19 protein-coding genes and 1 tRNA gene are annotated in these 17,927 nt (G+C 71.6%); 8 read left to right on the forward strand and 12 right to left on the reverse strand.

Translation table 11 applies throughout. The annotated features are described in order from the left end of the window. Positions 1 to 32 precede the first annotated feature (32 nt). Together J2S66_RS34480 and J2S66_RS34485 are read left to right on the forward strand one after the other, a co-directional pair. On the forward strand, positions 33 to 836 hold the full coding sequence (locus tag J2S66_RS34480; RefSeq protein ID WP_310313231.1) for an ImmA/IrrE family metallo-endopeptidase: 804 nt from the start codon (positions 33 to 35) through the stop codon (positions 834 to 836). A gap of 261 nt (positions 837 to 1,097) precedes the next feature. After that, on the forward strand, positions 1,098 to 1,448 hold the full coding sequence (locus tag J2S66_RS34485) for a PIN domain-containing protein (RefSeq protein ID WP_310313236.1): 351 nt from the start codon (positions 1,098 to 1,100) through the stop codon (positions 1,446 to 1,448). A gap of 57 nt (positions 1,449 to 1,505) precedes the next feature. Here J2S66_RS34485 and J2S66_RS34490 read toward each other — a convergent pair. Continuing rightward, positions 1,506 to 1,579 (reverse strand) — tRNA-Leu (locus J2S66_RS34490). A 122-nt stretch (positions 1,580 to 1,701) separates the two neighbouring features. On the opposite strand from J2S66_RS34490, the gene J2S66_RS34495 reads away from it, so the two are divergent. After that, complete coding sequence (locus tag J2S66_RS34495) at positions 1,702 to 1,923, forward strand: DUF3618 domain-containing protein (RefSeq protein WP_306748933.1); 222 nt, start codon at positions 1,702 to 1,704, stop codon at positions 1,921 to 1,923. An 18-nt stretch (positions 1,924 to 1,941) separates the two neighbouring features. Here the strand turns inward: J2S66_RS34495 and J2S66_RS34500 are convergent, their stop codons facing one another. After that, positions 1,942 to 2,556 (reverse strand): TetR/AcrR family transcriptional regulator, encoded by a 615-nt coding sequence (locus tag J2S66_RS34500; protein ID WP_310313240.1) that lies wholly within the window; start codon positions 2,554 to 2,556, stop codon positions 1,942 to 1,944. A gap of 53 nt (positions 2,557 to 2,609) precedes the next feature. After that, positions 2,610 to 2,912 (reverse strand): hypothetical protein, encoded by a 303-nt coding sequence (locus J2S66_RS34505; protein WP_310313245.1) that lies wholly within the window; start codon positions 2,910 to 2,912, stop codon positions 2,610 to 2,612. Between the two features lie 258 nt (positions 2,913 to 3,170). Here J2S66_RS34505 and J2S66_RS34510 point away from each other — a divergent pair, with 258 nt between their 5' ends. After that, the gene (locus tag J2S66_RS34510) at positions 3,171 to 3,725 is read left to right on the forward strand and encodes a hypothetical protein (RefSeq protein WP_310313248.1); all 555 of its coding nucleotides are present in this window, start codon (positions 3,171 to 3,173) and stop codon (positions 3,723 to 3,725) included. Between the two features lie 4 nt (positions 3,726 to 3,729). On the opposite strand, the gene J2S66_RS34515 is transcribed toward J2S66_RS34510, so the two are convergent. Next, positions 3,730 to 4,305, reverse strand: coding sequence for a TetR/AcrR family transcriptional regulator (locus tag J2S66_RS34515; RefSeq protein ID WP_310315307.1), 576 nt, complete (start codon positions 4,303 to 4,305; stop codon positions 3,730 to 3,732). 135 nt (positions 4,306 to 4,440) lie between these two features. On the opposite strand from J2S66_RS34515, the gene J2S66_RS34520 reads away from it, so the two are divergent. Beyond that, the gene (locus tag J2S66_RS34520) at positions 4,441 to 5,928 is read left to right on the forward strand and encodes a flavin-containing monooxygenase (protein WP_310313251.1); all 1,488 of its coding nucleotides are present in this window, start codon (positions 4,441 to 4,443) and stop codon (positions 5,926 to 5,928) included. A gap of 169 nt (positions 5,929 to 6,097) precedes the next feature. Here J2S66_RS34520 and J2S66_RS34525 read toward each other — a convergent pair whose 3' ends face one another. The 5 genes from J2S66_RS34525 to J2S66_RS34545 all read right to left on the reverse strand — a co-directional run bounded on the left by J2S66_RS34525 (position 6,098) and on the right by J2S66_RS34545 (position 11,158). Then, positions 6,098 to 6,808 carry a type 1 glutamine amidotransferase gene (locus J2S66_RS34525; RefSeq protein WP_310313253.1) on the reverse strand — a complete coding sequence of 237 codons (711 nt, stop codon included), beginning with the start codon at positions 6,806 to 6,808 and terminating at the stop codon, positions 6,098 to 6,100. After that, entirely contained in the window at positions 6,805 to 7,983 is a 1,179-nt protein-coding gene (locus J2S66_RS34530; RefSeq protein ID WP_310313256.1) for a Mur ligase family protein, read from the reverse strand. The genes J2S66_RS34525 and J2S66_RS34530 overlap by 4 nt, the downstream gene beginning before the upstream one ends. Before the next feature lie 113 nt (positions 7,984 to 8,096). After that, on the reverse strand, positions 8,097 to 8,579 hold the full coding sequence (locus J2S66_RS34535; protein WP_306748942.1) for a helix-turn-helix domain-containing protein: 483 nt from the start codon (positions 8,577 to 8,579) through the stop codon (positions 8,097 to 8,099). 130 nt (positions 8,580 to 8,709) lie between these two features. After that, a complete protein-coding gene (locus tag J2S66_RS34540) occupies positions 8,710 to 9,417 on the reverse strand; it encodes a SanA/YdcF family protein (protein ID WP_310313259.1) in 708 nt (235 codons plus the stop codon). Between the two features lie 40 nt (positions 9,418 to 9,457). Further along, entirely contained in the window at positions 9,458 to 11,158 is a 1,701-nt protein-coding gene (locus J2S66_RS34545) for an LCP family protein (RefSeq protein ID WP_310313261.1), read from the reverse strand. A gap of 480 nt (positions 11,159 to 11,638) precedes the next feature. On the opposite strand from J2S66_RS34545, the gene J2S66_RS34550 reads away from it, so the two are divergent. After that, positions 11,639 to 14,599, forward strand: a complete 2,961-nt coding sequence (locus tag J2S66_RS34550; RefSeq protein WP_310315311.1) for a glycine--tRNA ligase — start codon at positions 11,639 to 11,641, stop codon at positions 14,597 to 14,599. 84 nt (positions 14,600 to 14,683) lie between these two features. Here the strand turns inward: J2S66_RS34550 and J2S66_RS34555 are convergent, their stop codons facing one another. Then, a complete protein-coding gene (locus tag J2S66_RS34555) occupies positions 14,684 to 14,857 on the reverse strand; it encodes a hypothetical protein (protein WP_310313264.1) in 174 nt (57 codons plus the stop codon). 312 nt (positions 14,858 to 15,169) lie between these two features. Between J2S66_RS34555 and J2S66_RS34560 the strand changes: the two genes are divergently transcribed. Next, positions 15,170 to 16,279: a sugar ABC transporter substrate-binding protein gene (locus tag J2S66_RS34560; RefSeq protein WP_310313267.1), complete on the forward strand. Its 1,110-nt coding sequence runs from the start codon at positions 15,170 to 15,172 to the stop codon at positions 16,277 to 16,279. A gap of 102 nt (positions 16,280 to 16,381) precedes the next feature. Here the strand turns inward: J2S66_RS34560 and J2S66_RS34565 are convergent, their stop codons facing one another. Together J2S66_RS34565 and J2S66_RS34570 are read right to left on the reverse strand one after the other, a co-directional pair. Beyond that, positions 16,382 to 17,110: a hypothetical protein gene (locus J2S66_RS34565; protein ID WP_310313270.1), complete on the reverse strand. Its 729-nt coding sequence runs from the start codon at positions 17,108 to 17,110 to the stop codon at positions 16,382 to 16,384. A gap of 23 nt (positions 17,111 to 17,133) precedes the next feature. Next, a complete protein-coding gene (locus J2S66_RS34570) occupies positions 17,134 to 17,469 on the reverse strand; it encodes a hypothetical protein (RefSeq protein ID WP_310313274.1) in 336 nt (111 codons plus the stop codon). Positions 17,470 to 17,715: 246 nt separating this feature from the next. Between J2S66_RS34570 and cspE the strand changes: the two genes are divergently transcribed. Further along, on the forward strand, positions 17,716 to 17,922 hold the full coding sequence (gene cspE / locus J2S66_RS34575; protein WP_015098655.1) for a transcription antiterminator/RNA stability regulator CspE: 207 nt from the start codon (positions 17,716 to 17,718) through the stop codon (positions 17,920 to 17,922). The last annotated feature ends 5 nt before the right edge of the window (positions 17,923 to 17,927 follow it).

The following is a 17,927-nucleotide window of genomic DNA, read 5'->3' on the forward strand; positions in this document are numbered from 1 at the left end:
TCGCGGCCACCCGGTTCCGCGAGGAACACCACTTGGGGCTGCATCCGCTGGGTGACCTGGTGGCCATCATCGAGCACACCACCCGGATCGACGTGGCTGTGCTCGACGCGGGCCCCGACGAGCACGGCCTGACCATGCGGGACCCGGCGAGTGGCACTGTGTTCATCGGTGTCGCTCGCACCAGGAATCCGATGCGACAACGCAGCACGCTCGCCCACGAACTCGGCCACGTGTGTTTCGAGGACTGGAGCGACGGCACGGAAGGGTGGAGCGAACGGACTCCCGTGGAGATCCGGGCCGACGCTTTCGCCCGGCACCTGCTCCTTCCGGTCGACGGCCTGCGCGAGTTCCTCGGGGACCGGACGGAGATCACCCGGTCCACCCTGTCCGCGATCGTCCAGCGGTTCCTGGTGTCGCCCGCACTCGCCTCCATCGTCCTGCACCAAGCCGACCGCATCGACGACGACACCAAGCAGGAGTGGATGGCGCTGTCCACCTCCCACCTGGCCACGCGGTTCGGCTGGAGCGACCAGTACCGCGCCTTGCAGGTTCAATCCGACCAGCGCAGGGCGCCTCAGCAGTTGCTCGCCCGTGCGATCAGGGGGTATGCCGAGGCCGTGCTGCCCGCGCAGGCCATCGCCACCCTGCGCGGCGTCCCGGTGGAGGTCGTCGAGGCTGACCTGCTGGCGGCGGGCGTCGTGCCCGTCGAGCCTCCGACCGCGTGGGCCGCCGCCGTCGACTTGCCCGATGTGGATGTGGACCTGGCCGCCCTGGACGAGGACCTCGGCGCGTCGAAGGGTGATCCGGGCCCGGTGACGGGGGATGGCGCCGGATGAGCCGCCGGCCGATCATCGATGCCGGACCCGGCCTGAACTTCTTCTCCGTGAACCAGGAGCGCCTCCTGATCGGCGTCCTGGGGCGGCTCAGTGCGCCGGAGGCCGTGCAGGACGAGGTACTGCGCAAATCCAGGCAGGATGCCCGCTTTCGTCCGGCCGCAACGGTCTGGCGGAAGTTGACGCCTCGCTGGGTGGAGATCCTTTTCCGACGACGGAACGCCGGAACTCGCGGCGGCCGTGCACCGGATCACCCGACAACCCATGAAGCAGCGACTGGAGCAGTCCAGGGACTTGGGTGAACTCATGGTCATCGCGCACGCGGTCGTCGCCGCCGAATCCGGTGAGACGGTGACGGTGCTCATCGACGACGGCCAGGGAACGCGCATCGCGACCTCGGAGATCCGTCGGCTCGGACGGCTCCAGGGTGCTGGGCGTACCGTCGGGAAGATCAGTTTGGTGAGCACGCTGACGGTCCTGGAGCGTGCGGCCAACGGCCCGCACATCCCGGACAAGGCCACGATGCGCGACATCTACCAGAAATTGCGCTGCCTCGACGACGGCCTGCCGCCGATCGGAGCGACGGCCCTCCTGTCCCCTGCGCTCTGGGGGTGACACCCCTTGCACGGCGTGAGCGGGCCCCCGGCGGGTGTCGGGGGCGCTGCTGCGACGTGGGCCCGGAGAGACTCGAACTCTCACTGGCACGGACCTAAACCGTGTGCCTCTGCCAATTGGGCTACGAGCCCGCCGGCCGCAGCTTATCGGCACGCGCCGGCGGACCGGTCCCGAGGGACCGTTCCGCCGGTCCGCTCAACGGCTCGCGCGCCTCTCAACTACGGTTGTGGCCAGACCGCAGCTAGGAGGAGATGTGGCCCGCGACCCCGACACCATCCAGCGCGAGATCGAGCAGGCTCGCGACGCGCTGGCCGCGACGCTGGACGAACTGGGCACCAGGGCGAACCCCCAGCGCTTCGTCGAGTCCGGCAAGGAGAGCGTGCGCGCGAAGCTCGACGAACCCAAGATCCGGTACTCGCTGATCGCGGTGGCCGTGCTCATCGGGTTCGCCCTGCTGCGCAAGCTGTTCCGGTGATCCACTCGTTCCGGTGACCTACTGCCCCTTGGCGACGAGGGGCAGCAGCACCTGCTCGACCACGCGGTCGACGAACGGGACGTCCAGCGGGTCGCCGGTGAGCATCAACCGGTAGATCAGCGCGGCGCCCGCGATCTCCACCGCCATGCCGCGCGGCGCGTCGGGGCGCAGTTCGCCCCGGCCGTCCGCGCGCTCCAGGATGCCGCGCAGCACGTCGCGCTGCGTCGTCAGGAACGTCTCGCGGAACGCGGAGGCCAGCTCCGGCTCGTGCGGCAGCTCGCCGACCAGCGCCTGTGCCGCCTTGCCGCTCGGCCCGGACAGGAACGCGGCGAACGCGGCGAGGAACTCCCGCAGGTCACCCGCCAGCGAACCGGTGTCCGGCTCGGCGAGGTTCTGCTGCGCCAGTTGCGTGCAGGTGTCGATCACGAGGTCGAGCTTCGACTCCCACCGCCGGTAGATCGTGGCCTTGCCGGCACGCGCCCGAGCGGCGACGGCGTCCATCGTCAACGCCCGGTAGCCGACCTCCGCCATCACCTCCAACGCCGCCTGGCGCAGCGCGTCGTCCCGTGACGCGTCCCTCGGTCTACCCCGTTGCGGGGTGGTTCTGGTCTCGCTGTACACCGGTGTCGCCATCTCGCGCTCCCGTCGCCTCTTTGGCCGGACATCCTAGGCCGGTTGGATCGGTCCTAGGCATCGATCACCTGGTCGTGAGTGTTGCTCGCTTCACGCCTCCGCTGTGCCGGTGGCGCGAGCCCCGCACGGGTGTGCAGGTACGCCACCGAGAACGCGAGCGCGTCGCCGTCGAGCAGGTGCACCACGGTGCGGTCGGCGTACCGGCCCGCGATCTCGTCCGCGAACTGGTCGGCGGCGAGCCGCGCCGCGATCAGGCCGGGCGCCGTCGCGGCGAGCTCCCTGCCGTCGGCGCGCACGACGACGGCCCAGTCGTCGCCGTGGCGCCGGTAGTTCGCGGTGATGGGGAGTCTGGACATGCCTGCGCCCTCCGTCGGTCCTCTGTTCCCATCTGACCGGCGTTTCGGGCCGAGCACGTCGTCTGTCCCTCTAACGAGTGAGAGGCCCCGGAGTTGCCTCCCACCTGCGGGGGATGGCGTTCCGACGCCGTTCGCCGGGCGTCGGGACGCCGAACGAACCATTACCCGGTCGTGTACTGAGAGTGCGTGATCGCTAACGCCGGGAAATGAGGTGCCGATAGGCCGAACGGAGCAACGTCGTCAGCCTTGGAGGTCTGCGTGAGTCGTCGAACCGCCGTCGCGGTGAGCCTGTCGCTCGGTCTGCTGCTCGTGCCGGGGGTGGCCCTGGCTTCCCCGTGGTCGTCCCCGTGGTCGTCGCCCGCCGGTCCGTCCGGGCGGGGTGACGTCTGCGATCGCGGCGAGCCGCCGTGCCACACCACGACGACCCAGTCGACCACCACCCAGCCGACCACGACGACCACCGGGGTCTCGGGCACGTCGGCGACCTCGACCACGACGACCACCACGCAGGTCTCCGGCACCTCGGCGACGTCCACGACCACGACCGCCGTGTCGGGCACGTCGGCGACGTCGTCCACGACCGACCCGGTCACGTCCGCGACGTCCACCGGCCCCACCACGGGGCAGCTCACGTCCACCACCGCCGCCGTCGCGCCGGCCGGGGGGCGGTCCGTCCTGGGCACGGCCTCGAACGAGCGGCAGGCGTTGGCCGACACGGGCGCCACCCCCGCGCTGACGGCCCTCGCCGGTCTGGCGACCGTGCTCGCGGGTGCCGTCCTGCTCCTCTTCGGCCGCCGCGGGCGAGGCGCCTGAACCCCTACCCCAGCCGGGCCGCCACGCCGCGCCACACCACGTCCATGACGTAGCGGGTGGCCAGCTCGGGGCCGACGTCGGGACGGCGCTCGCACCACAGGGCCAGCCGCTCGGTGGACCCGACCACGATCTCGGCGAACGCCTCCGCCTCCACCGCGTCGACGTCCGGGGCGAAGGCGAGCAGCACCGCCGCGATCAGGTCGGTCTGCTGCCGCCGGATGCCCTCGACCTCCTCGACGGCGGACGGCACCGTGATCGCCGCCTCGTGGCGCAGCAGCGACCACGACTGCTTGTGCCCGGCGATGAACTCGAAGAAGGCGAGCAGGCCGCGCCGCAGGACCTCCTCGGGGCCGTCCGCGCCGGCGATGGCCTGCTGCGTGCGCTCCAGCAGTTCGGTGCGCGCGCGGTGGATGCAGCCGATGAGCAGGCCCTCCTTGGAGCCGTAGTACTCGTACAGCATCGGCTTGGACACGCCGACCCGTTCGGCGATCTCGTCCATCGAGGCCGCCAGGTACCCGCGCTCGGCGAAGACGGTCTCGGCGACGTCGAGCATCTGCGCCTTGCGCTGCGCCTTGGGCATCCGGCGGCGCTTCGGCCGGGCGTCGGCACGTTCGGCGTCGGCGCGCCCCGCGGAAGTCACGAACCACAGACTACCGGAGGTAACTTACTTCGAGTAACCTACTGAGCAGTATGTAGCCGGACTTGGAGGACGGGCATGCACCGAGAGGTCAAGGTCCTGGTCATCGGCACGGGTTTCTCCGGCCTGGGCATGGCGATCGAGCTCAAGCGCAGCGGGGAGCGCGACTTCGTCGTGCTGGAGAAGGCGGCCGACCTCGGCGGCACCTGGCGGGACAACTCCTACCCGGGCTGCGCGTGCGACGTGCCGTCGCACATGTACTCGTTCTCGTTCGAGCTGAACCCGCGCTGGTCGCGCATGTTCGCCAAGCAGCCGGAGATCCGGGACTACCTGCACCGCGTGGCCGAGAAGTACCGCCTGCGCGAGCACATCCGGTTCGACAGCGAGGTGGCCGGCGCCCGGTGGGACGAGGACGCCAAGGTCTGGCACGTCTCCACCGGGAACGGCGACACCTACACCGCGAAGGCCGTCGTGGCGGGCGTCGGGGCGCTGCACATCCCGAACGTCCCGGTGCTGCCCGGCATCGAGAAGTTCAAGGGCAGGGCGTTCCACTCGGCCCGGTGGGACCACGAGCACGACCTCGCGGGGCGGAAGGTCGCCGTCGTCGGCACCGGCGCGAGCGCGATCCAGTTCGTGCCGCGGATCGCCGACCAGGTCGGCCGCATGACGATCTTCCAGCGCACGCCGCCGTGGATCATGCCCAAGATGGACCGGTCCATCAGCGGCTGGGAGCAGAAGCTGTTCGGCGCGCTGCCGTTCACCCAGCGCCTGTACCGCGATTACGTCTACTGGGTGCGCGAGTCCAGCGCGCTGGGCTTCGCGGTGAACCCGAAGATCATGGAGTTCGCCCAGGGCATCGCCCGCCGCCACCTGCGCGGCCAGGTCGAGGACCCGGTGCTGCGGGAGAAGCTGACGCCCGACTACACCATGGGCTGCAAGCGCGTGCTGATCTCCAACGACTTCTACCCGGCGCTGGACAAGCCCACCGTGGACCTCGTGACCGACGGCATCGCCGAGGTGCGCGAGCACTCGATCGTGGACAACGCGGGCGTCGAGCACGAGGTCGACACGATCATCTACGGCACCGGCTTCCACGTGGTCGACTCGTACGACTACCTCGACATCACCGGCAAGGGCGGCGTCGACCTGTCGACGAAGTGGCGCGAGGAGGGCATCGAGACCTACTACGGCATCACGGTCTCCGGGTTCCCCAACTTCTTCTTCCTGCTCGGCCCGAACACCGGCCTCGGCCACAACTCGGTGGTGTTCATGATCGAGTCGCAGATCCGCTACGTCCGACAGTGCCTGGACCTGCTGGACCGGCACCGCGCCGACGAGCTGGACGTGCGACCGGACGTGCAGGCGCGGTTCAACCGGCAGTTGCAGCGCAAGCTCACCAAGGGCGTGTGGACCGAGGGCGGCTGCAAGAGCTGGTACCTGGACGCGCAGGGCGTCAACCGCACCGTGTGGCCCGGCTTCACCTGGCGCTACTGGATGCGCACCAGGACCGTGAACCCGGCCGACTACACCCTGACCAGGGCCCGCCGCGCCAAAGTCCCCGCTTGACCCCGCGAGTCGTACGTTCAGCCCGCGCGAGTCGTACGTTCAGGCCCGGTGTGTCGAACGTTCAGGACCCCCGAGTCCCCACTTCTGGATGGAGAACTCGGGGGTCCTGAAGTTACGACTCGCCGAGTGCGAACGTACGACACGCGCGGCGCGAACGTACGACTCGCGGTCAGAGGCCGGCGGCCTTGGTGCGTTCGGCTCGCAGGCGGGTCACGTCGGCCAGTTCGAGCGGAGCCGGCTTGACGCCCGTCGCCCACTCGATCAGCAGGTCGGCGATCTGCGGGTTGCGCGGCAGTACGGGACCGTGCAGGTAGGTGCACAGGATGCGCCCCTGCACCGCGCCCTCCACCGAGCCGTCGTTGCCGGTGCCCACCTTGACGTGCGCCAGCGGCTGCGCGGACGGCCCGAGCACGGTACGGCCCTGGTGGTTCTCGAAGCCCGTCAGGACTCCTTCGAACAGGCCGTTCGCGGGCGTCGCGACCACCTCGCCGATCGCCCGGCTGCCACCCGCGTGCGACGTCGAGTCGAGCAGGCCCAGACCGGGGTGCGTGACCTGGTCGGCCCGGGTGAACGACTCGCCGAAGATCTGGATGCCCGCGCACACGCCGAGGACCACCGCGCCGCGCGCCGCCGCCCGCTGCATGCCCGGGTGCTCCCGCAGGTGCCGCACGGCCAGCGTCTGCGCGGTGTCCTCGCCGCCGCCGACCACGTAGATGTCGCACGAGTCGGGCACCGGCTCGCCGAACCGCACCGTGACGATCTCCGCGGCGATGCCGCGCCACGTCATGCGCTTCTCCAGCACGACCGCGTTGCCGAAGTCGCCGTAGGTGCCGAGCAGGTCGGGCAGCACCAGGGCGATCTGGACCTTGGACGTCGTCACTCGGCGGCCCTCGCGTTCAGGTCCCGGAAAGCGGTGTAGTTGGCGATGACCTCGACCGGGCCCGGCGGCATCTCGTCGATCGCCTTGAGCGGGTCGGGCACGATCGTGTGCTGCACCTCGGCGTAGGTGAGCCGCACGGCCAGGTCGGTGGCGCGTTCGCCGGACGCGATGACCCGACGGCCCTGCAACCTCTCGAACGGCACGTCCCACAGCCACGACAGGTCGCGGCCGTCGGCCTCGTGCGCGTTGATCACCAGCACGGCCGGGTGGTCGGCCTCGCGCACCACGGTCAGCGTCTCGCTCCAGCCCGCCGGGTTCTTGGACAGCAGCAACCGGGCGCGGTGGCCCGACCGCTGGATCGTCCGGTACCGGCCCGCCACGTTGGACACGCCGCGCAGCCGCTGCACGGCCTCCTCGACCGGTACGCCGAGCGCGACCGCCGCCGCGGCGGCCATCACCGCGTTGGCCTGGTTGAACTTGCCGGGCAGCCGCAGCGACAGCTCGACCTTCGCGCCGTTCGGCGTCACCAGCCGGCCGTCATCGGTGATCCAGTTCGGCCGGGGCCGGGCGAGGTCGCAGCCGGTGCAGTACCAGTGCTCGCCCTCCCAGCGGATCGGGTCGCCGCAGCGCGGGCACGAGGCCGCGTCGTTGTGCCAGCCCGTGCCGGTCGCCACCCAGACCACGTTCGCGCAGTCGCGGGCGGCCGAGGTGACCATGATGTCGTCGCAGTTGGCGACCACGGTCCCGGTCACCGTCCCGAGGGCGGTGCGCAGCGAGCGCTCGATCGTGCGGACCTCGCCGACCCGGTCGAGCTGGTCGCGCGACAGGTTCAGCAGCACGGCCACGGTGGGCGACGCCGCCCGCACGACCTCGGGGAAGTACCCCTCGTCGACCTCCAGCACCGCGTACGGCGCATCCGGTTGCTTGGACAGCGCGGTCACGTGCCCGTCGGGCATGTTCGCGCCACCGTGGTTGGTGGCCACCTCGCCCAGGTAGGACACGGCGCGGCTGAGCATCATCGTGCTGGTGGTCTTGCCGTTGGTCCCGGTCACCAGTGCGACGGCACGACCCTGGGTGAGGTGCGCCAACGCCTGCGGGTCCAGCCGCAGCGCGACCCGGCCGCCGATCATGCCACCGGCGCCGAGGCCCATCTTCTGCGACAGCTTCGAGCTCATGTTGCCCAGTCGCACGGCGGCTGCGGTGCGCAGCGGCAGGCGGGCTGGGTCTGCACCTGGAGTGTTCGGCAAGCGACTTCCTGCACGGTCAGGGGTGGGGGAGTGCCCCGATGCTACCGGGGGCGGTTGCCGTCCAGCTCCCGCAGGGTCCTGATCAGGTCCACCGTGCTGAGCTGGCACAACTGCGCCATGTACTCCAGCGCGGGCAGGTCCAGGTGCACCTCGGGGGAGTGCCCCGGCACGAGCTGCGCCAGTCGGCCCTGCGCCCACCGCCGCAGCGGCAGCAGCTGCGGTCGCGTGTCGGCGACGACCGCGCTGAGGTTCACCGCCAGGTGACCCGCCGGCGCGTCCCCGAACACACGTTCGTGTACCCGGGCCAACACCTGGTGCGCGGGGACGCCCAGGGCGACGCAGATCTCGACCAACCGGACCACCGAGCACTGGCGCGTGCCCAGCTCGTAGGTGGCCAGGGTTTGCAGCGAGATGTCGCTCTGCAGCCGTCGGTTGAGCTCCTTGCGGGTCCATCCGCGCTGCTTGCGCAGGCTGCGCAGCTCGTCGCCGAGCACGCGCTGGTACGCCGCTGTGTCGATCTGCACCGTCGATCCTCCGTCCGCGGGGGCCCCGACAGACCCCACGCAGATGGAAAGCGCGATACGGCGATTGCTTACGCGAGTTGTCCCATTTATCGCCCGATCGGGCTAATGGAGAGGTACCGAAAGTAGTGTTTCACGGGGTCAGGGCACGGGTGACGCCCTGCTCGGCCGGACCGAGGAACCGGGGGTCCGGCTTGGCGACGACGCCGTCCCACATCGCCTTGCCCGCCGCGAACACCTCCCGGAAGTGGCCGTAGGCGGTCGTCGTGGCCCAGCCCCGCGACGTGTCGTGGCCGACGCCGTGCGCCTCCAGGCCGGCCGACCGGCACAGCGCCACGGCGCGCGGCAGGTGGAACCCCTGCGTCACCACGGTCACCCGCTCGACGCCGAAGACCCGCTTCGCCCGCGTGCACGAGTCCCACGTGTCCAGTCCCGCGTAGTCGGCCACGACCACCCGCTCGGGCACGCCGCGGCGGACGAGGTAGTCGCGCATCGCGCTCGGCTCGTCGTAGTCGGTCCTGCTGTTGTCGCCGCTGACCAGCAGGACCTCCACCTTGCCGGTCCGGTACAGCTGCGCCGCCACGTCCAGCCGGCCGGCCAGGAACGGCGTCGGCGTCCCCGACCGGGTCAGTCCGGCACCCAGCACCAGCGCCACCGGGGCCTCGGGCACGTCCGCCGCGCCGTGCACGTACGGGGCGCTGCTGGTGCGCACCCACACCCACGGCGTGGCGGCCAGCACCGCCAGCAGCCCGGTCACGAGCAGCGCGAGCCGCCACCGCCGCCGCAGCAGCCGTGCGCCGGCCGCCGGCAGCGCGCGCACCCGTCCCGCGAAGTCCCCCACGAACGCCCCCCCCCGAGTCCTGTCGGTCGACCGAGTCCCGTCAGTTGACGCAGCGCACCCCGTCGGCGGTGATGGGCGGCTGCGGCGTGGTCGTGTCCGGCTGCTGCCGCCTGGCGCCGTCCAGGCCGACCAGCGGCCCGCCGGTGAGGCCCTGCACGCCGGGGCCGTCGTAGTCGTCGCCCAGGAGCACCAGCGCCTGCCCGGCGGGCACCTCGGGGTCCTCCTCGACGTCGATGCCGCCGAGGAAGTCGGCGACGGCCCCGGCGCCCGCCTCGCCGCCCGCGCCGTGGCGGACCACGGAGGACAGCACCTCCTCGGTGGCGTTGCCGGAGCCGCCGTCGACGTAGCCCTCGGCGACGAGGGACTTGAGCACGCGGCCGGCCAGCCCGCCGATGCCGGAGGCGTTGCGCACCTCGACGGTCACCGTGCCGGGGTCGACGATCGGTGCGGTGGAGGAGCCCACCGCGGTCGGGTCGGAGCCCAGGTTCTTGAAGAACTTCTTCACGTCGCGCTCGTTCACCTCGACCGCGAGGCCGTCCTCGGGCGTCTGGAGTTCCGGGTCGCCGGTCGGGATCGTCTCGAACTTCAGGTTGCCGCCGGTCAGGTCCTTCATCTGGGTGGCGAACCGCAGCACGTCCCAGCCCTCGTCGAGCACGATGGACTTGCTCAGCGCGTCGATCAGGTCGCTGAGCCTGCCCGGGTCGGACAGCGTGCCCGCGGACAGGACCTGCTTGGCCAGGCCGGCCATGAACACCTGCTGGCGCACGATCCGGTCGAGGTCGCCGCGCAGCAGCCCGTACCGCTGGCGCACGAACGCGAGCGCCTCGCGGCCCTGGATCTTCTGCGGCCCCGCGGCGAAGTCCGCGCCCGAGAACTCGTCCTGGGTGGCCTGGTTGAGGCACACGTCCACGCCGCCGACGGCCTTGGTGATCTCGTAGAACCCGACCAGGTTGATCTCGGCGTAGTGGTCGATGGTGACGCCGGTGAGGTCCTGGAGGGTCGCGATGAGGTTCTTCGCGCCGTCCTTGCGGGACTTGACGTCCAGCTGGGCCGGGTCGGACTCGCCCTCGCGCTTGAGGCGCTCGATGGCGGACTCCTTGCCGTACCCGTACGCAGAGTTGATCTTGTGGCGACCGTAGCCGCCCGCGATCTTCACGTACGAGTCGCGCGGGAACGACACCGCGACGGCCTTGCCGCCGTCGTTCGGCACGTGCATCAGGATCAGCGTGTCGGTGTTCAGCCCGCCGGCCGTCTCGTCACCCGCCTGGAGCTCGTCCAGGATCTCCCGGGGCAGCGGGTTGCCCTTGGCGTCGGTGCGGCTGTCCATGCCCACCATCAGGATGTCGACCGAGCCGTCGGCGGGCTTCTCGCCGCCGCCCTCCAGGCCGATCACGTCCGTGGTGCTGATGTTGTCGGTCAGCGCCTGGAAGTTGGCGTACGCGTACCCCGTGCCGAGCAGCACGGCGACCGAGGTGACGGCCAGGATCGTGCGCCCGATGAGCGCGCCGCCGCTCACCGCCGAGGTGGTCGTCGGGCGCTTGCGCGCGGCCGCGGGTGCGGTGCGGGCGGGCGCGGCCCGACCTTCGGCGCGGTCGCGGTCGGCGCGGGCCCGGTCGTCGGGGCGCGGTCGTTCGGTGGGGTGCGGTCGTTCGGTGGGTCGCGGTCGTTCGGTGGAGCGGTCCGGCGCGGGGACGCGACCGGCCGCGGGCCGACGGCGCTCGCCCGAGCGCTCGTCCTCCACCGGGCGCGCACCGGACCGCCCGGCGGCGGGCGCGCGGCGTTCGCGGCGCGGTGGCGGCTCGGACCGACCGGCCGGTGTGACCGGCTCGACGTGCTCGGTGGCCTCGTCGGCGGACGCGCGGGCGCGCGCGGGGCGCCCCGGCGGCGGGTCGAGGCGACGGCGCGGGTCGGGTTCGAACGGGGCGCCACCACCCCCGCCACGCCGAGGTTGACCTGCGGAGGAACCCCGCGGGGGAACTGGTCGCCCGCGGAATCCGTCGGGCTCGCCTGGCCCCGGCGGCCGGTTGTCCACTCCCACTCCTCCCTGGTACCCGGGTACGCCTCCAAGGACGCCTCAGGGGGCGCCCGGGTTGCGCACAGCGTCGCACAGGCCGTCCCCGGTGACGTCGTGATACCGGGTTTGGCCGCGCCCTGACCAGCGCGGTAACCCGATTGTGAGGTCGGGTGCACCGCGTTCGTAGACTGTGCCCCCGTGCTGACCATGCAGGACGCGCTGCTCGCGCTGACCAGGTACTGGACCGACCGGGGCTGCATCGTCGTGCAGCCGTACAACACGGAGGTCGGCGCCGGTACGTTGAACCCCGCCACCGTGCTGCGGGTGCTCGGTCCCGAGCCGTGGCGGGTGTCCTACGTCGAGCCCAGCGTGCGGCCCGATGACGCGCGGTACGGCGAGAACCCGAACCGGCTCCAGACCCACACCCAGTTCCAGGTGATCCTCAAGCCCGACCCGGGCGACCCCCAGGAGCTGTACCTGGGCAGCCTCGAAGCCCTCGGCATCGACGTGCGCGCCCACGACGTGCGGTTCGTGGAGGACAACTGGGCCTCGCCCGCGCTCGGCGCGTGGGGCCTGGGCTGGGAGGTGTGGCTCGACGGCCTGGAGATCACCCAGTTCACCTACTTCCAGCAGGCCGGCGGCATGTCGCTGGACCCGGTGTCGGTGGAGATCACCTACGGCATCGAGCGCATCATGATGGCGCTCCAGGGCGTCGACCACTTCAAGGACATCGCCTACGCGCCCGGCATCTCCTACGGCGAGGCGTTCGGCCAGGCCGAGTACGAGATGAGCCGCTACTACCTCGACGACGCCGACGTCGAGGCGACCAAGCGGATGTTCGAGGAGTACGCGGCCGAGGCGCGCCGCATGCTCGACGCCCGCCTGCCCGTGCCCGCGCACAACTACGTGCTGAAGTGCTCGCACGCGTTCAACGTGCTCGACGCGCGCGGCGCGATCAGCACCACGGAGCGGGCCCGCGCGTTCGGCCGGATGCGGGGCCTGGCCCGCGAGGTCGCCCAGCTGTGGGCCGCGCGCCGCGAGGAGCTGGGCCACCCGCTCGGCCTGGCCGGGGCGCCCGCGCCGGCCGTGCTGCCGGAGGCGTTCGCCGAGGTCGCGGGCTCGAACACGCTGCTGTTCGAGATCGGCGTCGAGGAGTTGCCGCCGCACGAGGTGACCCGCACGGTCGAGGCGGTCGCGAAGGCGGTGACCGACAAGCTCGGCGCCACCCGCCTCGCGCACGGCGACGTCGAGGTGCACGGCACGCCGCGCCGCGTCGTCGTGCTCGTGCCGGGCGTCGCGGCGCGCGAGCCGGACGCCGAGAAGACCGTGCGCGGACCCCGTGTGTCGGCGGCGTTCGACGCCGACGGCAACCCGACGAAGGCCGCCCAGGGCTTCGCCCGGGGCCAGGGCGTCGACGTGTCCGAGCTGGGCCGCGTCACCGAGAACGGCGTCGAGCACGTCGCCCTCGCGCGCACCGACCCGGGCCGCGGCGCGGTGGAGGTCCTCAGCGGACTGCTCGGCGAGGTCGTGGCCGAGCTGCGCGCCGAGAAGAACATGAAGTGGAACGACCCGAAGCTGTCGTTCACCCGCCCGATCCGCTGGCTGCTCGCGCTGCTCGGCACGACACCGGTCCCGGTGGCCGTGTCGTCCCTGGCCGCCGAGCCGAGGACCCGCGTGCACCGCACGGCCGACACCCCCGTCGTGGAGGTGTCCACGGCGGACGGCTACCCGGAGTTCCTGGCCGGGCACGGGATCGACGTGTCGGCCGACGCGCGCCGGGCGGCGATCGTGGCGCGGGCGGAGGAGCTGGCCGCGTCCGTCGGCGGGGTCGTGGACTTCGACGGGGTGCTCGACGAGGTCACCAACCTGGTGGAGCGGCCGACGCCGATCCTCGGGTCCTTCGAGGAGCGCTACCTGGAGCTGCCCGCGCAGATCCTGACCACGGTGATGCGCAAGCACCAGCGCTACCTGCCGGTCCGGGCGGCCGACGGGTCGCTGCTGCCGCACTTCGTGGCCGTCGCCAACGGCGAGGTCGACGAGGACCTGGTGCGCGCGGGCAACGAGGGCGTGCTGCGGGCGCGCTACGAGGACGCCGCGTTCTTCTGGCGGGCGGACCTGCGCACGCCGCTCGCGGACATGAAGTCCGGGTTGGCCAAGCTCACGTTCGCCGACAAGCTCGGCTCGATGGCCGACCGGGCGGCCCGCATCGCGGTGCTCGCCGGGCGGTTGGCCGAGGAGGTCGGCGCGGCCGACAAGACGCTGGCGCGGGCCGGCGAGCTGGTGAAGTTCGACCTGGGCTCGCAGATGGTCATCGAGCTGTCGAGCCTCGCGGGCGTGATGGCCCGCGAGTACGCCGAGCGCGCGGGGGAGACCCCGGAGGTGGCGGCGGCGCTGTTCGAGATGGAGCTGCCCCGGTCGGCGGGCGACGCGCTGCCGTCGTCCACGCCGGGCGCGCTGCTGTCGCTGGCGGACCGGTTCGACCTGCTGGCGGGCCTGTTCGGGATCGGCGCGAACCCGACCGGCAGCTCCGACCCGTTCGGCCTGCGGCGGGCGGCGCTGGGCGCGGTGAGCGTGCTGCGGGCGTTCCCGGAGCTGAAGGGCATCACGCTGCCCAAGGCGCTGGCGCTGGCCGCCCGCGGCGTCGCGGAGCAGGGGCCGGAGCTGTCGGCGGAGTCCCTGGAGGTGGCGCGCGAGTTCGCCGTGCGGCGCTACGAGCAGCAGCTGCTCGACGCCGGCCACGACCACCGGTTCGTCAACGCCGTGCTGCCGCTGGCCGACGCGCCCGCGGTCGCCGACACCACGCTGGCCGAGCTGACCTCGCTGGCCGGTGACCCGGACTTCGCCGCCCTGGTCGCCGCGCTCCAGCGGGTGCGGCGGATCGTGCCCGCCGACACCGCGGGCGAGTACGACCCGCAGGTGCTCACCGAGCCGGCCGAGGTGGCGCTGCACGAGGCGCTCGTCGAGGTGCCCGCCGGTGTGACCGGGCTCGCCGCGTTCGCCGCGGCGGCGTCCGGGCTCACCGCGCCGGTGAACACGTTCTTCGACGAGGTGCTGGTCATGGCCGAGGAGGAGCGGGTCAAGCGCGCCCGGCTCGGCCTGCTGGCCGCGATCCGCGACCTGGCCGCGCCGGTGCTGGACTGGCAGGCGCTGGGTACCGCCCTGGGCTGAGCCCCGGTGGCAGGTTCCCCGACCTGCGGACATGCGAAAGTCCCCGCCCCTCGGTCGAACCGGGAGGCGGGGGCTTTCGGGTCACTACATGTCGCGGTTGTCCTCGGCGTGGACCACCTGGGAGTAGGCGGGCGACTTCGAGGCAGCCACGACCTGGTCGTGGGCCGGCGAGACCTGTGCTGCGGCGGCCGGCCCGGCGCCCAGGGCGAGCAGGGCCGCGGCGATCGCGGCCATCAGCGCTGCGGGGACGATTCTCACGCTGTCTTCTCCTCACACAACCGGCCAAGGTTCGGCAGGCGACACCTTCGCACAAAAATAGCAGGAAGACGAGCCCTGCTTTGACCGTGCCGGCTCCGTAGTCAATCGGGTGCGGAGGGTGATATTTCGCCTGAAAGTAACGTCTCGACCAGCGGGTTCGATGTCCCGTGAAGGGCTCCGACACGACTGGTGCGGACCATTTGGAGCCGGCTCGTTGCTACGTCTTGACGAACCCGTACGCCGGGGGATGGAATTCCGCAACATTCTGTTTCCGGTCATCGACGTCCATGTGCCCGTGCAAGGGGTTGGCGAATGCGAAGGCTAACCGCAGCCGTGTCCAGCGGCCTGCTCGTCCTGTCCGTCGCCTCGTGCTCCGACGCACCCGACCCGCTCGCCCCGGCGACCGGCGCACCCGCCGTGAAACCGGTCGTCGGCGTCATCCTGCCGGACCGGTCGTCGTCGGACCGCTGGGACGAGCAGGACGCGCCGCTGCTGAACCAGGCGTTCAGCTTCGCGGGCATCGAGGGCGACATCCAGAACGCCGACGGCGACGAGGCGAAGTTCGCGAGCATCGCGGACGAGATGATCGCCCGCGGCGTGAAGGTGCTGATGACGACGCCGCTGTCGCCCGAGGGCGGCGCGGCCGTCGAGCGGAAGGCCCGGGACGCGAACATCCCGGTCATCAACTACGACCGGATCAGCCTCGGTGGGTTCGCCGAGTACTACGTCTCGTTCGACAACCTCAACGTGGGCGAGCTCCAGGCGGAGGGCCTGCTGCGCTGCCTGGGCGAGAAGCCGGGCGCGAGCATCATCGAGATCCAGGGCGCGCCGCAGGACAACAACGCGACCCTGTTCGCGGACGGCCAGCGCCGCAAGCTCGGCCCGAAGTACGACAGCGGCGCGCTGCAGCTGGTCGACAGCAAGGCCATCGACAAGTGGGACCCGGTGATCGGCAAGGCGACGTTCGAGCAGATCCTCAACGGCAACGGCGGCAAGGTCGACGGCGTGGTGGCCGCCAACGACGGCCTCGCCGGCGCGGTCATCGAGGTGCTCAAGGCGAGGGGCCTGGCGGGCAAGGTGCCGGTGACCGGCCAGGACGCCACGCTGGAGGGCCTGCGCGCGGTCCTGCGCGGCGAGCAGTGCATGACGGTCTACAAGCCGATCCGCGACGAGGCGGAGGCCGCCGCCCGGCTGGCCATCGCGGTGGCGCGCGGCGACCTGGCCGGCGCGGACGACCTGGCCACCGGCAACACCCGTGACCTGGTGTCGCGGCGGGACGTGAAGTCGGTGCTGCTCGGTGCCGACCTGGTCGCCCGCGACAACGTGCGGGCCCTGGTCGGAGAGGGTGCGGTGAAGCCGGCCGAGCTGTGCGACGGGGACACCGCGGACGACTGCGCCGAACTGGGCATCCTGGTCAACTGACCCGCGAGTCGAACGCCCAAGCCCCGCGAGTCGAACGTTCGGGACCCCTGAGTTCCACGTTCGCGGCGCACACCGCCGGCCGTGAGCGCGTGACTCGCCGGGTCAGTCGTCCGGGTCCAGGTCGTGGCGGCCGGAGATGAACTCCTGCACGCGGATCTTGGCCCGGATCAGGGGTTGCCGGAAGCGGGCCTCGCGGCGGTACGCGCGGCGCAGCTTGCGCGAGCCCTCGGTGTAGCGCCAGCGCGCCCACGGCGATCCCGGACGGGCCAGGCGCACGGCCCCGATCTCGGGCAGCACGGGCACCAGCAGCCCGAGCAGGCCGGTCCACACCTTGCCCTTGAGCAGCGCCACGACGGCGAACCCGAAGTTCACCAGGATCAGCACCACGCGCAGCGGCCGGCCCTCGCCGTAGAACTCGTCATAGCCGAGCGGCCGGGCGCCGAGCAGCAGCAGGCCGGTCATGCCGACGGCCAGGAACACCGCGTCGACCGACAGCCGGCCGTCCTTGGTCCAGTACACGTCCCGCAGGTGCAGGATCAGCGCGAACTCGTCCAGCACGAGCGCCGCGCCCACGCCGAGCAGCGCGGCTGCGGCAACCCGCAGGCCGTGCTCGTCGTCCGGCACGGCCAACCCGGTGACCCCGCCGAGCATCATGAACACCGCGCCGAACACGACGTGGTGGATGTGGGTGCCGCCGGGCGTGAAGTTGCCCGGCCACCAGCGCACACCGGCCCGGATCATGCGGACGCTGATCCGGATGAACACGAACGTCAGCACCAGGCCGAGGAAGAAGAACAGCAACCGGGACTGGGGCAGGTCGAGCGGGTACATCACCCCATCTTCACCCCGGAGGGCTACGAGAAGCTGACGCCACCCTGGATGTCGCCTGCCTGCAGCACGTTCCCGTGCACCGTGCCCGAGATCTGGTTGACCACCCGGCCGGTCTGGGTGACGGCCCCGTACTCGCGGCCCAGCGCCTCGGCGAAGTCCGGATCAGCGGACGTGGTCCGCTCCAGCACCTCGCTCAACGCCCTGACCTGTGGCGAGTCCTCGGGTTGCCCCTCGGCGGCGGTCAGCGCCGCGCTCGCCTCGGAATCCCCCGCGAACCTGGCCCGGACCAGGTCGTACAACCCGGCCACCGCTCGCGTGGCGAGCGAGGCGGCGATGGAGACCAGCATCGGCTCCGGCATGGCAGACCCCCTGTGATCGAGCCCGGGCCCACCGTAGCAGTGCGACTCGCCGCATTCTGCCGCTCGACTGCGAGCGGCCGGTCGTGGTTGACTGTCTGCGGTCGTACCTTTCTGTGTTCGTGTTCCACCACGCTCGCGGAACGGAGTTGCGGGCGCTGAACACTCCTCCTGGAGGGCCGGAGCCCGCAGCAGCGGACCCGGTGGTCGCAAGCGCGATCCGGCACCTGTTAGAGGAGAAGTAGCAAGATGGCAGTTCAGGGCACCGTCAAGTGGTTCAACGCGGAGAAGGGCTTCGGCTTCATCTCCCCGGACAACGGTGGCGCCGACGTGTTCGTGCACTACTCGGAGATCCAGAGCAACGGTTACCGCACGCTCGAGGAGAACCAGCGGGTGGAGTTCGAAATCGGCCAGGGCCAGAAGGGCCCGCAGGCGCAGGCGGTTCGACCGCTCTGACCCTC

It is taken from the genome of Saccharothrix longispora (assembly GCF_031455225.1).
Taxonomy (GTDB): domain Bacteria; phylum Actinomycetota; class Actinomycetes; order Mycobacteriales; family Pseudonocardiaceae; genus Actinosynnema; species Actinosynnema longispora.

What these genes read in the sequence shown, in the direction of transcription:
- J2S66_RS34560 (WP_310313267.1), top strand. Translation starts at nt 15,170, where the DNA reads ATGCGAAGGCTAACCGCAGCCGTGTCCAGCGGCCTGCTCGTCCTGTCC.
- J2S66_RS34515 (WP_310315307.1), bottom strand. Translation starts at nt 4,305, where the DNA reads ATGCCCAAGGCGCAGCGCAAGGCGCAGATGCTCGACGTCGCCGAGACC.
- J2S66_RS34500 (WP_310313240.1), bottom strand. Translation starts at nt 2,556, where the DNA reads ATGGCGACACCGGTGTACAGCGAGACCAGAACCACCCCGCAACGGGGT.
- J2S66_RS34520 (WP_310313251.1), top strand. Translation starts at nt 4,441, where the DNA reads ATGCACCGAGAGGTCAAGGTCCTGGTCATCGGCACGGGTTTCTCCGGC.
- J2S66_RS34550 (WP_310315311.1), top strand. Translation starts at nt 11,639, where the DNA reads ATGCAGGACGCGCTGCTCGCGCTGACCAGGTACTGGACCGACCGGGGC.
- J2S66_RS34565 (WP_310313270.1), bottom strand. Translation starts at nt 17,110, where the DNA reads ATGTACCCGCTCGACCTGCCCCAGTCCCGGTTGCTGTTCTTCTTCCTC.
- J2S66_RS34485 (WP_310313236.1), top strand. Translation starts at nt 1,098, where the DNA reads ATGAAGCAGCGACTGGAGCAGTCCAGGGACTTGGGTGAACTCATGGTC.
- J2S66_RS34530 (WP_310313256.1), bottom strand. Translation starts at nt 7,983, where the DNA reads ATGAGCTCGAAGCTGTCGCAGAAGATGGGCCTCGGCGCCGGTGGCATG.
- J2S66_RS34505 (WP_310313245.1), bottom strand. Translation starts at nt 2,912, where the DNA reads ATGTCCAGACTCCCCATCACCGCGAACTACCGGCGCCACGGCGACGAC.
- cspE (WP_015098655.1), top strand. Translation starts at nt 17,716, where the DNA reads ATGGCAGTTCAGGGCACCGTCAAGTGGTTCAACGCGGAGAAGGGCTTC.
- J2S66_RS34570 (WP_310313274.1), bottom strand. Translation starts at nt 17,469, where the DNA reads ATGCCGGAGCCGATGCTGGTCTCCATCGCCGCCTCGCTCGCCACGCGA.